The sequence below is a fragment of the Streptococcus gordonii genome (assembly GCF_001553855.1).
GTDB classification, from domain to species: Bacteria; Bacillota; Bacilli; order Lactobacillales; family Streptococcaceae; genus Streptococcus; species Streptococcus gordonii.
Genome location: NZ_LQWV01000002.1, coordinates 43,724 through 58,868, shown reverse-complemented (window position 1 = coordinate 58,868; position 15,145 = coordinate 43,724). Strand labels below are relative to the sequence as shown.

14 protein-coding genes are annotated in these 15,145 nt (G+C 35.9%); all 14 read right to left on the bottom strand.

The window, feature by feature from the left end; all coding sequences use genetic code 11:
- Positions 1-4: 4 nt before the first annotated feature.
- The 14 genes from AWH02_RS01525 to rfbB all read right to left on the bottom strand — a co-directional run bounded on the left by AWH02_RS01525 (position 5) and on the right by rfbB (position 15,094).
- Positions 5-1,228 (bottom strand): ABC transporter ATP-binding protein, encoded by a 1,224-nt coding sequence (locus tag AWH02_RS01525; RefSeq protein ID WP_060553669.1) that lies wholly within the window; start codon positions 1,226-1,228, stop codon positions 5-7.
- On the bottom strand, positions 1,228-2,034 hold the full coding sequence (locus AWH02_RS01520; RefSeq protein WP_045502712.1) for an ABC transporter permease: 807 nt from the start codon (positions 2,032-2,034) through the stop codon (positions 1,228-1,230). The genes AWH02_RS01525 and AWH02_RS01520 overlap by 1 nt, the downstream gene beginning before the upstream one ends.
- Complete coding sequence (locus tag AWH02_RS01515) at positions 2,034-2,975, bottom strand: glycosyltransferase family 2 protein (protein ID WP_045773942.1); 942 nt, start codon at positions 2,973-2,975, stop codon at positions 2,034-2,036. Before AWH02_RS01515 ends, AWH02_RS01520 begins: the two co-directional genes overlap by 1 nt.
- Complete coding sequence (cps2T, locus tag AWH02_RS01510; RefSeq protein WP_048779462.1) at positions 2,972-4,120, bottom strand: beta 1-4 rhamnosyltransferase Cps2T; 1,149 nt, start codon at positions 4,118-4,120, stop codon at positions 2,972-2,974. Before cps2T ends, AWH02_RS01515 begins: the two co-directional genes overlap by 4 nt.
- A gap of 193 nt (positions 4,121-4,313) precedes the next feature.
- On the bottom strand, positions 4,314-5,165 hold the full coding sequence (rfbD, locus tag AWH02_RS01505; protein WP_060553670.1) for a dTDP-4-dehydrorhamnose reductase: 852 nt from the start codon (positions 5,163-5,165) through the stop codon (positions 4,314-4,316).
- Between the two features lie 68 nt (positions 5,166-5,233).
- Positions 5,234-6,160, bottom strand: coding sequence for a glycosyltransferase family 2 protein (locus AWH02_RS01500; protein ID WP_060553671.1), 927 nt, complete (start codon positions 6,158-6,160; stop codon positions 5,234-5,236).
- A gap of 77 nt (positions 6,161-6,237) precedes the next feature.
- Positions 6,238-7,965: a glycosyltransferase family protein gene (locus tag AWH02_RS01495; RefSeq protein ID WP_060553672.1), complete on the bottom strand. Its 1,728-nt coding sequence runs from the start codon at positions 7,963-7,965 to the stop codon at positions 6,238-6,240.
- Between the two features lie 166 nt (positions 7,966-8,131).
- A complete protein-coding gene (locus AWH02_RS01490; protein ID WP_060553673.1) occupies positions 8,132-9,607 on the bottom strand; it encodes a DUF2142 domain-containing protein in 1,476 nt (491 codons plus the stop codon).
- A 9-nt stretch (positions 9,608-9,616) separates the two neighbouring features.
- Positions 9,617-10,399 (bottom strand): glycosyltransferase family 2 protein, encoded by a 783-nt coding sequence (locus AWH02_RS01485; RefSeq protein ID WP_060553674.1) that lies wholly within the window; start codon positions 10,397-10,399, stop codon positions 9,617-9,619.
- Positions 10,399-11,667, bottom strand: coding sequence for a lipopolysaccharide biosynthesis protein (locus tag AWH02_RS01480; protein ID WP_060553675.1), 1,269 nt, complete (start codon positions 11,665-11,667; stop codon positions 10,399-10,401). The genes AWH02_RS01485 and AWH02_RS01480 overlap by 1 nt, the downstream gene beginning before the upstream one ends.
- Complete coding sequence (locus AWH02_RS01475; RefSeq protein WP_045634910.1) at positions 11,657-11,992, bottom strand: DUF2304 domain-containing protein; 336 nt, start codon at positions 11,990-11,992, stop codon at positions 11,657-11,659. Before AWH02_RS01475 ends, AWH02_RS01480 begins: the two co-directional genes overlap by 11 nt.
- A gap of 1 nt (position 11,993) precedes the next feature.
- Positions 11,994-12,704 (bottom strand): glycosyltransferase family 2 protein, encoded by a 711-nt coding sequence (locus AWH02_RS01470; RefSeq protein WP_012000430.1) that lies wholly within the window; start codon positions 12,702-12,704, stop codon positions 11,994-11,996.
- 283 nt (positions 12,705-12,987) lie between these two features.
- The gene (galE, locus tag AWH02_RS01465) at positions 12,988-14,007 is read right to left on the bottom strand and encodes a UDP-glucose 4-epimerase GalE (RefSeq protein WP_060553676.1); all 1,020 of its coding nucleotides are present in this window, start codon (positions 14,005-14,007) and stop codon (positions 12,988-12,990) included.
- A 40-nt stretch (positions 14,008-14,047) separates the two neighbouring features.
- On the bottom strand, positions 14,048-15,094 hold the full coding sequence (gene rfbB, locus AWH02_RS01460; protein ID WP_012000428.1) for a dTDP-glucose 4,6-dehydratase: 1,047 nt from the start codon (positions 15,092-15,094) through the stop codon (positions 14,048-14,050).
- Positions 15,095-15,145: the final 51 nt, after the last annotated feature.

Genomic DNA, 15,145 nt, shown 5'->3' with positions numbered 1-15,145 from the left:
CAGTCTAGTCCGTTATTGACCATGTTCCATTGCGCTGGATTAAACCACTTGCTGAATCCATAGCAGACTTATCATCCAAATCTATATCATCTCGATTGATGAAAATCAGTGGAGTTTGAGTAGCATCTGAGAAGGCCAACATTTGCCCCTCAGCATCCCGCACCGTCACTTCTAATTTCATTTTCAAATCATTCACTGTTGGAAGTGAACAAGTGTAATGAACTCTTTTGTGACCAGCACCAGTCATTAATTGGTTCATCGAATTGTCGTTATAAATCCAAATATTCCGATCGATATCTGTTAAAGAAAGAGCAATATAAGTTTGAATATCCTCACGAACATCAAAATCAATCTGGAACTGAATTGGATCTTGCGGGCGTAACTTGTTCGAACTCAACAACTGTAGTTTAAAGTTTTCAACCAGAACTTGTTCATCCGAAGAAGCTTGTCCATCTCCAGTCGCTTCTCCTCCATGTTGCAAAGGTGCAGTATTATCAAAACTATATTGGTTGGCTACATTTTCTGGACTACCAATTGCCTTAACCAAACCATTTTCAATCAAAACAGCCTTATTGCAATACTTCTTAACTGCTCCCATATCGTGGGTAACAAGAATGGTCGTTTTCCCTGATTTCTTCCGTTCTTGGAAGTAATCATTACACTTACGCTGAAAAGCCTCATCTCCAACTGCAAGAACCTCATCCAAAATCAAAATATCACCTTGCGCTTTAATGGCAACTGAGAAAGCAAGACGAACCTGCATTCCAGAAGAGTAATTCTTGAGCTTTTGGTTCATAAAATCATGCAACTCAGCAAAGTCCACAATATCATCATACATGGCGTTAATTTCAGCTGTTGAGAAGCCCAGCATGGCACCATTCATATAAACATTTTCACGACCTGTTAGTTCAGGATTAAAACCGACTCCAAGCTCAATGAAAGAAACTAACTTTCCATCGATTGTGACGGAACCCTTTTCAGGTACGTAAATTTCAGAAATGATTTTTAAGAGGGTCGATTTCCCAGAACCATTTCGACCTAAGATTCCGAAAAAGTCTCCTTTTTCTACTTCAAAGGAAATATCATTAAGGACGTGCTGTTCTTTATAGCCTTTAATTCCTTTAAAGCGATTGACCATAGCAGTACGAAGGCTGTTAGTTGCTTCAGTAGGTAACTTAAAGTACTTGCTGACATGGTCTACTTTTACTGCAATTTGTTTATCTGTCATTAGAGAATCTCCGCAAATTTCTTAGCATGTTTGTTAAAGTAAGCAAAGCCAGCTAGGAAAATAAGAATTGGTAATACATAAGGAACTAGAACCAAAAACTTATTTTCGACCAAAAGCCAGACAGGTGTATTGGCCTTATCAATCAAGAAATAACGCATGTCTTGGATAATCTGAGCCAGAGGATTCATCATAACTAATTTGGCTGCCCATGGGTTGCGGTCCGCAATAAATGTAATAGGATAAATAATTGGTGTCGCATATAAGCCAGCTTGTAGCACTACTTCCCAGATTTGAGATAAATCACGGAAGCGGACAAAGAAAGTTGATAAAATCAGAGCACAACCAGTTGCCATCAAAAACAACTCAAGGAAGAGAGGGATCACCATCAAAGCCGACCAGCTGAAGGTCACTCCATTAAAGAGTGAGAAAATCAAGACAACGACTAAATTGATAGCGAAATTAATGGCTGCTCCTGAAATAGCTGACAAGACAATAATATGCTTTGAAAAGTTTAGCTTACGCAAAAGATCACCACGACTAACAACCGATACCATCCCCATAGAAGTCGCTTCTGAGAAAAATCCCCAAATAACGTTGGCTAATAACAAAGCAACCGGAAAATGAGGAACATCTCCACCTAAACGCAAGAAACGGATAAAGACGATATACATAATACTAAAGGTCATCAATGGCTTCAAAATAGACCAAAGATAGCCGATTGCTGATCCTTGATAGCGTAATTTAAAGTCCGTTTTAATTAACTCTCGTAATAAAATTCGATTTTTCTGACTAAAAACGTCAAACATTATTTTTTACCTCTATATGCAAACTTTGTCAATATCAAGGTTGTAAAAACACAAGTGTGAAAAGCACGATTCTTACGGTAGCCATATTTGCGTATACGTGCTAAGCGTTCCCTAAACGGCACGTCCATGATAGTCACAAAGTTTTCAATTAATTCTTTATTTTCAGGGCTCAAAGACAGATCTAATAAATTTTTTGCTTGCTCTTGACTAGCCTTGATAAGGTGCCAATACTTAGCAAAAAGCACATGGGGCCGAACCCAGTTTTTCACCCTTTTTCTAAGAGTACGTGCCCCCAAAACGTTACTACTATGCTGACGATAAAGCTCGGTTGGCTTATCAATATAGACAAGTTTTCCAAAAGCGGAAGCCAGCAAACCTAAGTACCAATCATGCATGAGAAGCTCATGGGCTTCTTGCCCCGTCCATAACTCAGCCAAGGCATGATTGATCATGGCTACTCCGCCTGTTACAGTATTTTCTGTCAACTCTTGTACTAGTTCTGTATTTGCATGATCAGACTGAGTACGAATCATACTTTCGTGCTGAACAGCCAGGTTTTCATCCACTACTTTTAAATCTGTATAAAGCAATAATGGCTTATCCTGAGGGTATTTCTCAGCTTCTGCCACTTGAAGCGCAATCTTATCAGGTAGCCAAACATCATCTTGATCACTAAAGCAATAAAAGTCTGCTTTCTCATATTTTAAGAGAGTATGGAAACTCTTTATGACTCCAAGATTTTCAATCTGATATTCATTGATAAAATGAATACGAGGATCCTGAGCTACCAATTCTTGAATAATCGCAACAGTTCCATCCGATGAGCCATCATCTCGAATAAAAAGCTGCCAATTTTGATAGGTCTGTTGCTGGATACTTTCAACCTGCTCTTTTAGGAATTGCTCACCATTGTAGGTGGACAACAAGATATTTACTTTCATGATAAGAATAACTCCTCATATTCACCGACAATCTTTTCCCAGGTATAATTATCCTTCATGTTTTGCTTAGCTGTTTGGCCAAAATCAGAAAAGTCATTTTGGCTGTCCACTTGGTTTAACAAATCAGCCAAGCTGTTCTTTTCCTTCTTCCAATAAAGAGCCGTTTCTTTGGCTACTTGCCGATTAAAATCTACACCTAAAACTAGGTTGAGATCTGTTTGAGCTAAAGCCTCAAGTAGGCCTGGGTTGGTTCCTCCAACTTCATGACCATGGAGATAAGCAAAAGCATGATTGCGAATATATTTCAATAATTCCTGGTCATAGACTGTCCCAACAAACTTAATTCTCTTGTCTTGATCAAAGGCAGTTTTCTGTCGCAATTCATCAAAATAGGAATTACCCTCATGATTGCAAATGATAACCAAATCTCGTTTGGTATTTGAAGCCATAAATTCTCGTATAATAGTTTCATAGTTATTCTCCGGAACAAAACGACCAACAATCAGATAGTAGTCATCTTCTTTGCTCTGCCATTTTCCGAAGAAATCCCGAACTTGCTCATCTTGATCAGTCAAGCTAGAAAGCTTAAGATCTGTACCATAAGCAATAAAAGTCGTCTTAGACCATGGATAGGCATTCTGGATGTAGGATTCAATACCTTGATTATCGCATATAACCAAATCTGCATGTTTGGTCATCAACTTCTCAGAATATTTAAGGTAGCTTTGAACAGGTTTAGGCCACTTAGCCCGTTTCCACTCAAGACCGTCTGGATTGATAAAAAATGTCCCACCTGCTTTATGAATCATTTTGGCAAAAGGTGCAATAAAGGCACCAATCGTATTTCCTAAGATGTAGAAAACAGGCGACTCAATTTTTTGTTCTTTGATCATTTTTAAAGCATATCGAATAGCCATCATGTCATAAGCAATCACTCTAGCTGGACCTAATTTAGGCGCTTTAATACTAAAACAATCAACACCTTTATACATGGTATGCTGTCCTGTCTCATGCTCTGACAAACAAGCAACGTGATATTGCAACTGAGAAGATACTTGATGTTCAACTAATTTTTCTACAAAGGTTTCAAAGCCTCCGTATTTTGCAGGGAGGCCTCGGCTTCCAATAATAAAGACATGTTGCATATTCTTCTCCGATTCAAATTTATTGCAATCTAATCTATTATACCATTTTATCGACTTTTATGTGAGCTTAGACCCGAAAAAATAGAAGAACCGTAAGAGATTCTATTGATTAGAGGATCATCATTTGATAAATTCCAGGCTTTCTTTAAGCATTATAAAAAAAGACTAAAACATTTGTTTCAGCCTCTTCTTTTTATTTCTTCTCTTGTTTATAGAATTCTTTCAGAGCATCTTGCCAGCTTGGAATAACAAAGCCAGTAGCTTTTGCCTTGGCCAAACTCATAGTTGAGTTGAGTGGACGTTTTGCTTTAGCAGGGAATTGACTAGAATCCACTGGTTTCACTTCTACGTCTGTATCCTTGAGAATCTCAACTGCAAAGTCATACCAAGTAGTGTCTTCTGTAGCATCATTAGACAGATGGTAATAACCAAATTCCTTTTGATTTTCAGCCAAGTAGGTCATAAATTCAGCTAAGGTACGAGTCCAAGTAGGACGGCCATGCTGGTCGTTAACAACTGTCAAAGTTGGGTGAGTCTTAGCTAAGTTTTGCATAGTAAAGACAAAGTTTTTACCATAATTACCAAAGACCCAAGCTGTACGGATAATGTAGAAACGACTAGAATACTTCTCTACCAACTCTTCACCCATGCGCTTGGTACGGCCGTATTCTGTTTTAGGATCTGGTTGATCATCTACTTCCCATTCTTCACCGACAGGCTTTTGTCCATCAAAGACATAGTCCGTAGAAATATAAACTAATGTCGCTCCGTGTGCTTCAGCCGCTTTTGCTACATTTTCAGTTCCAGTCACATTGATAGCATAGTTAAGCTCTTTTCCTTCATCCTCTGCTACATCAACAGCTGTATAAGCGGCACAGTGATAAACTAAAGTTGGTTTAACTTCTGCAAAGACCTTTTCAACCATTTCAGCATTCGTAATATCCATTTCGGCAACATCAACTGCAACATAGTCCTCATTACGCTCATCTAAAAGATGACGAAGTTCTGTTCCAAGCTGACCATTTGAACCTGTGATTAAAATCATGTGTTATTCTTCTCCTGTCGTAAACATTCAATGAAAATATTATAACAAAAAAAGCAGAAAAAATCTGCTTATTTACTCTTCTCTTTAATGATGTAGACAGGCCGTTTTTTAGTTTCTGTAAAGACTTTGCCAATATATTTCCCCAAAATTCCGATGGTCAGTAACTGAAAACCTCCAATAAAGAGTATAACTGTCATGAGTGACGGCCAACCTGACGTAGGATCACCGAATACCAGAGTCCTTACAATGATAAAGACAACTAAAAGAAAGGCAAGAATCCAGGAAAGCAAGCCTCCCAAGAAAGCAATGTGTAAGGGCGCTTCTGAAAAGTTGACAACCCCCTCTATGGAATAATTAAAGAGCTGCCAAAAATTCCAAGACGTCTTTCCAGCCACACGCTCAACGTTTTTATATTCTAAATACTCTGTTTTAAAACCTACCCAGGCAAAAATTCCTTTAGAGAAACGATTGTATTCAGAAACCTCCAAAATAGCATCTACCATAGGTCGACGCATAAGACGGAAATCACGCGCACCATCCACCATTTCTACCTGGCTAATTTTGTTAATCAGCTTATAAAAAAGATTGGCAAAGAAACTCCTAATAGGCGGTTCCCCTTCACGACTCGTTCGACGTGTACCCACGCAGTCCAAATCTTTTTGTTCATCCAACATGGTTTTCATTTCAACTAAAAGCTCTGGTGGGTCCTGTAAATCCACATCCATGACCGTTACAAGCTCTCCTTTTGCATGCTGAAGACCAGCATATAAAGCCGCCTCTTTCCCAAAGTTCCTAGAAAAAGAAATAAAGTGAGCATTGGGATCCATCATATTAAGTTCATGCAAAACTTCCAAGGTTCTGTCTTGAGAACCATCATTGACGAAAATATATTCTATGTTATCACGAAGTCTTGGCTTTATTTTTTCCATTTCCGCATAGAAAAGCGGAAGGCTTTCTTCCTCGTTATAACAAGGAACAATTACTGAAATGGTCATAGTTACTCCTTTAAGTGTTAATTGTATAATAAAATATTTCACCTGTAAAGTTTGATTTCATTTTTTAAATCAGCTTTTCAATTCTTTCTTCTTTTTATTTGATAAAAAACGAAAATAATAAATCCCCATAACAGTCCTTCAAACAAGAAAAAGAAATGCTGAAGGAAAGTCTTATGATGACTAATTTTAACATGGCCACTAGAAAAAACTCTTAAAAAAATCTTCCCATTATGTAACGCCATTTTCTGAGTCTTGGGTCTATGGAGTTTCTGATTCTTCTCTTGTTCTTCTTGACTCAACTGACGATACTTCAAAGCAGGTTGAGTACCTGAAGCACCATTAGTATAGTCAGCAATATATCCCTTATACCAAGGTTTAGGGACAAAGAAACTTGCATTTTTTGCAGTTAAGATAACATCAAATTCTAAAGAATTGTAAGAAGACTTTATATTTTTTATTTTTGCCCCTTCTACATCATCAAATTGAGTAATCGAACTGTCACGTATAGCAACTGGATCAACATCTAAATTATAATATTCATCACCAATAGTATTTGAAAACTGTTCTCTATCTCCTTTATAATAACTAAGCATTCTTTGATTTATCTCTGATATATAGTTCTTATGATCTGTCCTCAGGTTAATAACTGGAGAATAAGAAATTAAAACTGTCCCAAGATATACCAATGTTGATAGACTAGCAAAGCTGATAGACCAAATGTGACTAAAGTCGTTAACTAAAATCCAAATCAAAAGAAAAGGAACGAAAAAGAGCAGACGACCAGTATATTGGATAGCTCCCAAAAAACCAAATTTTAACAAACTATTCCAAGGTAAAACTGCTGTTGTAGAAATCGCCATAATGGCTATTAGTATTAATAGTTTCTGGCTGGCTTCACTTAAATATTTAAAACGATATACTAGATAAAAGAATAATATAATCGCTAGGATATCGATTCTTAAAAACAAAGATGTAAATGGTGCAAATAACCCGCTAAATTTGAACTGTAAAATATTTGGAACATTAAACATACTTGCGTTTTCAAAAGGAAAATCACGAGCCGTCCAATTGAAATAGAAAATTTGTGAACTGACCTGTTCCAGATATTGAGCTAAGTAACCAATCGAAAGTAAAATGCCAATAAAAATAGATACAAGAAAAGAGATTATTTTTTTTACTGTTAATTTACGAGCACATAGCAAAACAAAAATCAGTGAATAGATGGCCAAAATCAAAGTCGATAAAATATGTGTTTGAATAAGTAAGGCAATGGTAATTCCTAATAAAGCCGGGCTATATTTATTTAAAAACAGAACCTTGTATATGGTATAAAACAGAATAGGTACTAATGGCATGGACATTGTCATACCATAGCCAAATAAAGGAAAGTAGAGAGGAACTAACAAAGCTCCACACAAACTTTTAATAGAATCTTGACTGATCTTTTTGAAGCAATAGAAACTTGTCAAGGAAGTGGAAAGAACCAACAAGAATGCGAAGAAATCAAAAGCCAAATCAGCCCGCTGAACTAGCATAAATAAGAAAGCAGGTAAATAAAATTGCCAATTACCATAAAACATTGGAACCGCATATCCTGTACCAAAAGCAAATATATGATTTAAGTTAGGCAATAAATCAAAATGACTGATAGACTGTGATAAACCGACTATTCGAGTCAAATGAAAAACATAGTCAAACACACGGCTCTGAGTATTAATTGCCACATGTGAAACGAGAACAAACAATAATGAATAGAAAAATAGAATCAAAGGATATCTATACTTTTTTATTAAATCTAAAATCATATTTTCCCCCAAAACCAAGCAAAATAACTAATAATCATTCTATATTCAAGGATAAAAATTTTAGTTATACCAAGTATAGCAACATGTTTAAAGACCGTCAAGATGACTGATATTAAAACAGACAGGACATAGATTCCCATCTGTTTTTTAATTAAATATAAAAGTATTAAACTACTGCATAAATGACAGCTAAAGTATGGATCATGGATAAGCCAACAATAATAACACTACTTTGTACAATCCAGTGATCAGTTATAAAATCAAATTTCAATTGATTTTTAGGGTAACTAACAATTACTGGAAGCACTAGAGCTAAGACGCCCAAATAATATCTTCCTTGAACACCTAAGACAGTATATGATCCCACGGGAGTCCATGTCAGATATAAAGTCAAAGAGATTAAACCAATAATTGCTGACGAAACCAGCACTGCTCCAATTTTTGAAATAAAAGGAATTTTAAAACGTCCAACATTAGCTAAAGCAATTAAAGTGTAAAAGACGTAAATTGGAATAAGAACCTCATTCATTGATAGATCCAACCAACCAAAATTAAATAGTTGATCAAGATGACTAACGGACAAAAGCATTTCCTTAAAAACAACTGGTAGGTAATCTTGTGGACGATGGATCAGGTTCATTAATTGGCCACGTAAGTCAGCGCCTTCTAATTGAAAATTAGCTAATTTCACTTGTTGGCTGAGTAAAAACCAAAACACGGTTACTGCTCCTACACAAAGAACAGCAGAAATAACCTTGCCATAAAAGAATCTACCATTAAACTTAGATTTTGGAATAAAAAGCAATAATCCAATTAGCAGAACATAAGGGAGCTTCATCGTGGCTATAAGGCAACAAATGATGACATAAAGAATCAAATCTCTATTTCTTACCTTCTTCTCGCTATCACTAACCCAACTAATAAAGAGTGATACGATAATATAAGCCAATCCGAGTGATACACTGTCCTGATTATATGAGCCAGCTAGTACTAAATTCATTGGAATAAACGCAACCATCATTATAAGTTGCTTAGCTTTACCTGATAATCGAATGGCAATATAAGCCAAAACTGCATAAGCTAATGCGTTAAATATTCTCCCTAAATAATAGGAGATACCTACACTCAAATGTAATAATTTACCAATTCCAAAGCCAATTGCCTGAGGAATATAACCAATGAACCAATATGAATTAGTAGCCCGGTAATCAGTAGTACGACCGAAATCAACTTTCTTATCTGTCTGACCTTCATTGAAAAGATTTGTTTTAGTTAATGGAGACTTTATTTGATCATAAATATCAAAAAAATCTTCTGAAATAAGAGGTTTACTATTATCTAGATTCAAATCTCCCTCAACGATATGAATCGTTCTAGCTAAATGAACTGGTTCGTCAGGAGTATTCAAAACCGGAGTTATCAAAGAAGTCAAAACTCCCGAAAAGACAAGGGCATAAAATATTGCAATATTTTTTTTAGGTAAAAATAATAAAAATACTGCAATAAGAAGAACAACTGCCAATCCTATCTTTGGGACATCCAAAAGATGTTTTGTATAAATTACAAACATAAAAGCGGATAAGACCAAAAAAGTAAAAATATATTTTATGTTAGCCTGATAGGCATCTTTCATGAATTTCATATTAATCTCCTAGTGGTTAGTATCCTGACTCTTGATATAAAACTTCATAATCACTCTTGAAAACCACTTTGGCCAAAATAGATTATACATATACAAATCTTCTTTTGTGCGAGTATTATCTGAAATAGTCTTGGTTGTCTCAGATTCTTGATGAATCCGATGGTACATTAATGCTTCCGGAATATAAAGAAAGCTTCCTTTGTATTCATTAATTTTATACCAAGCATACCAATCAAGACTTACTCTCATCTCTTCATCAAACTGGAAATCTTTTAATTTTTCAAGATTGTATGAAACCGCAGGACAACAGATGGGATTTCCAAAAGCTAAGACACGCTTTCTCCAAAAACGTGAGGTTGGAAAAATTGATAAGGTACCAAGCATTAGGCGCTTAATTTTTAAATTCGTATTCGCATCAATTTTACTTCCATTTTTTTCTTCAAAATAATCAGTGAAAGTAATCAATCCATCTTGGTGAGCCTCAAAAGCTTCCAGAGTTTTTTCAAGAAATTTAGGCTCGTAATAATCATCCTGATGAGCAATGGTAGCATATTTTGTAGTTACAAACGATAACGCTTGATTCCAATCCCTTCCAATTCCACCACCAGTTTTATGATGAACTGGAATATCATACTTCCCACAAATTTCATAAATTGAGGTCAATGGTGTGGAGGTATAACAAATTATCTTTGAAGTAAGAGTTTGATTTTTTAAAGACTGAATACACGCTTCTAGATACTGGCTTTCACCATAGGCACAAATCACCCAGGTATGTTGAGAATTTAAGGGCATTAAAGCTTTCCTTTCCATTTTCTTACCTTGATATAAGTTAAGTAACTTCCGATTGAATAAATAAGCATTACAAACAGAAAGCTATACGAAGCTCCAAGTAGACCTTTTGACATTACAAAAGGATTTGTAATAGCAATTGAAACGATAAACATAAGTAGGTATACCAGTATGAGTTTTCGTTGCATTCTAAAAATAGTGAGGATATCTCCAAGAACAATTCCAACTGAATAAAGGATCCCAGAGAAAACTAGAATTGTCAAAGTCAGAGCGTCGCCAGCCAGATCCACACCAAAAACTATACTTAAAATAGGAGTTCCAATTAAAAAAGCTAACATCGTTAAAATAGCTCCACCTCCAAGCAAGTAGATACCGATCTGCTTCACTGTTCGATCAAACTTTGCAAACTCTTTTCTTTGCCATTGAATAGCTAAGCTTGTCGTTAATGGTCGAAGAATAAGAATAAATAAACTCATGAAGAACACTGGCATGAACAAAATATTGTAATTCCTTTGAAGCCCTTCTGCTAATTTTCCAAGTTGAATAGCTTTATCAATTGCTATCTTAGGTTCATTAAAGATATAAGCTAAAAGGAAACCGCTGATAAATAAAGGAATACAGCCTTTTAAAATCAAAAAGGCGTCTTTGACCTGCAACCTGATGGTACTCTTGTCAAAAGAAACTTTATCAAAGGATAGCGACTTGGGAAAATCATAAATCCAAACAAATACAAAATTAAAAAGAAACAAGATTAAAAGAGAAACTTCTAAAGATTTGAGAACAACTAGAGAGATAAGAAGAATAAAAATACTTGCTCCGTATCTGATTGTCATGGATTTACCAGCAATATCTAGCCTCTCATGTTGCTGAAAGAGCCCCTGAAATAAATCAGATATAGCCTCACACATCCGAAACAGAACATATAAAACTACTACTGCCAACTTTGAAGTATCTGAAAAATCAAAATGAACTAGAAATAGATATGGAAATAAGGTGATTAGCATAAGAGTAATAGAAAATACTCTTGCAATCATATAGCTGGTAAAACTATGTTTAAAAGTCACATCAGTTCCCTGATAGGTTCTAACTTGAAAAAGTCCAAGAACAACTAAAATACCAGCAATACCATATGCTAAACTGAATACATCAGCCATTCTTGCAGAAGAAAGTCTAGAAACAATCATCATAAAAATAGCTGAGGAACCAGCAAACATTAGATTCCCCAGTAAATTCCAAAAATATATTTCTTTTGCTGACACTTTATTCTTCATCTTGATCACTTTTTTCCTTTAAGGCAATTTTTTGCGCCAATTGACGAATCTGTACTGACTGTTTCGAAAGATGTCTGGTTAAAGAAAATGTTAAATAAAGCAGTAAACAGATAGCAACAAAGAAAATTAGGTTACTTGCTACTTGCACTCCCATTAGATTTGCAAAAAAAGTTAGGATGTCTGGAAACCAGACAAAAGGCAACGCAACGATCGACAAAATAATCCATGAAATAACATTTTTCATCTCTACTTGCTTTTTAGCAACTAAACGAAGAATATTAAACAAAAATGCCAAAATAAGAATAGAAATTAAAACAATAAGCATATTATTTCTTATATCCTCCACTAATCTTTGCAACCAGTATTGCTATGGATACTTTTATCATATAATACACAGACTTGGTCAAGGTAATCGAAGATGTACCGTGTTCTCTTTCATTCATTAGAACAGGCATCTCTTCAACTTTAAAGCCAGCTTCTAATAAGGAAACTATAGTTTCTGGTTCAGGATAATCACTTGGATAATGCTCAGCAAATAATTCAATGACTGATTTATTAACAACTCGTAATCCTGATGTTGGATCTGTGATCTTCTTTCCAGTCAATAATTTAATTAATTTTTCAAAAAAAGTGATTCCAATTCTTCTAGCAAAAGAAGACTGAAATCCTTGATTCTCAATAAATCGAGATCCTATTACCATGTCAACTTTATCTTTTTTTATACGTTCAAGCATCATCTTAATATATTGAGGATTATGTTGACCATCTCCATCTACTTGAACAGCATATTGATAATTATTTTGAACAGCATAGAGGTAGCCTGTTTGAACCGCACCGCCGATTCCTAAATTAATCGGCAAATCAATAACATTAAATTTATTTTCACGACAAATTTCCAAAGTATTATCTGTAGAACAATCATTGATAATTACGTAATCAAATTCTGGTGTATGTGTTTTTATCATCTTGATTGTTTTTTGAATATTACCACTTTCATTAAAGGCAGGGATAATAATCAATAATTCCGAAGACTTCACTAACTCACATTCTCCTTAAAAGTCATATAGACCCATTATACTATAACCAAGCCCTTATTTCTACTGTTTCCATACAAGAAGGAGAGAATTCATAGAATGATAAAGAAAACACCTCTTAGCTGATAGCATGTTCTTATGCTATAGCTAAGATAAGTTCAGTATAATGTTCGTGAAACAGATCATATTCATTATACTGAGTAAGTTCTGAATTGTTTCACTATTATAAAAAGCCTATCACATATTAGTGCTAGGCTTATCTAGAATTTCTAAATTCCAATAATATCTAATCGTCAAATCCATTTGGATGTTTGCTCTGCCAGCGCCAAGCATCTTGGCACATCCTTGAGATATCAAATTGAGCTACCCAACCAAGTTCTGCTTTGGCTTTAGCTGGATTAGCATACGAAGTTGCAATATCACCAGGTCTGCGTTCAACAATCTTATAAGGAATTGGTTTACCAACAGCTTTTTCGATACTATGAATGATTTCTAAAACAGAATAGCCTTTACCAGTCCCTAAGTTATATATATTCAAACCTTGCTTGCCTTCAAATTTTTTCAAAGCAGCAACATGACCTTTAGCTAGATCAACCACGTGAATATAATCTCGAACACCAGTACCGTCTACAGTTGGATAATCATTGCCAAACACCTGTACTTGTTCTAGTCTTCCAACAGCAACTTGAGTTACATATGGAAGTAAATTATTAGGAATTCCATTTGGGTTTTCTCCCAAATCACCACTTTCATGAGCACCAATTGGGTTGAAATAACGAAGTAATACAATATTCCAAGTAGAATCTGATTTGTATATGTCCGTCATAATCTCTTCAGCCATTAATTTCGTACGACCATATGGATTAGTAGCAGAAACAGGGAAGTCTTCCAAAATTGGAACAGTAAGTGGATCTCCATAAACTGTTGCAGATGAACTAAAGATAATGTTTTTACAATTTACTTCTTCCATCACTCTCAAAAGAGTTAAGGTACCTGCAACATTATTTTCGTAATAGGTTAGAGGAATTTGGCTTGATTCTCCTACTGCTTTTAAACCAGCAAAATGAATCACTCCAGTAGGTTTAAAGTCCTTAAAAACTTTTAATAAAGCTTCTTTATCACAAATGTCCACTTCATAGAAAGTAATGGACTGTCCAACGATTTTTTCGACAGCCTCTAGACTCTTTTTGCTGCTGTTACTAAAATTATCAACAACAACTATCTCATGGCCAGCTTTAATAAGTTCGACCACTGTGTGAGTACCAATATAACCAGCCCCACCTGTTACTAAAATTTTATGTTTCATGATATAACTGCTCCTTTAAGAATCATTAAATTGTTTAAAATTATTTAATGACCTCTTGTGTTTTAGCATAATTAGCTTCTACTGCTTCTTTTTCAGATTTCCACCAGTCTTGATTGTCTGTGTACCACTTGATTGTCTCTTTGAGACCTGCTTCAAAGTTAGTAAACTCTGGTTTCCATCCCAGCTCATTACGGAGCTTGCTAGCATCAATGGCATAGCGGAGGTCGTGGCCGGCACGGTCTGTCACATGGTCATAAGCATCAGCTGGCTGCCCCATTTCCTTAAGGATGAGCTCCAGTACTTCCTTGTTATTCTTCTCACCATCAGCACCGATCAAGTAAGTTTCGCCGATTTGTCCCTTGGTCAGAATCGTCCAAACGCCTGATGAATGGTCATTGGTATGGATCCAGTCACGGACGTTTTTTCCTTCACCATAGAGTTTTGGCTTGATACCGCTCAAGATATTGGTAATCTGACGCGGAATGAACTTCTCGATGTGCTGGTAAGGACCATAGTTGTTTGAACAGTTCGAAATAGTCGCTTTGACACCAAATGAACGCACCCAAGCTTTGACAATCAAGTCTGAAGCTGCTTTAGTTGATGAATAAGGCGAGCTTGGATTGTACTTGGTTTCAGCCGTAAATTTCTCACCTGGTCCTTCGCCATGACCTGGCAAATCTTCACGCAGAGGGAGATCTCCATAGACTTCGTCAGTCGATACATGGTGGAAACGAATATCGTATTTACGAGCTGCTTCCAAGAGTGTGTAAGTTCCGATGAAGTTGGTGTGGATAAATGGGCTCGGGTCATTGAGCGAGTTATCATTGTGGCTTTCTGCCGCATAGTGAACGATAGCATCCGCTTCAGCTGCCAGCTTATCAACCAAGGCTGCATCAGCAATATCTCCAACAACCAACTCAACGCGATCGCCTAAAATCTCTTCAATATTGGCACGATTACCTGCGTAGGTCAGCTTGTCCAGCACTGTCACATGGACATCTGGAAAGTTATTATAAACATAGTGGACAAAGTTAGAGCCGATAAATCCAGCTCCACCAGTCACGATAATTTTTTTGTATTCAGTCATTTTTATTCCTTAATATTTTTATGATTACCTTTCATGTAACAAGATAGACAT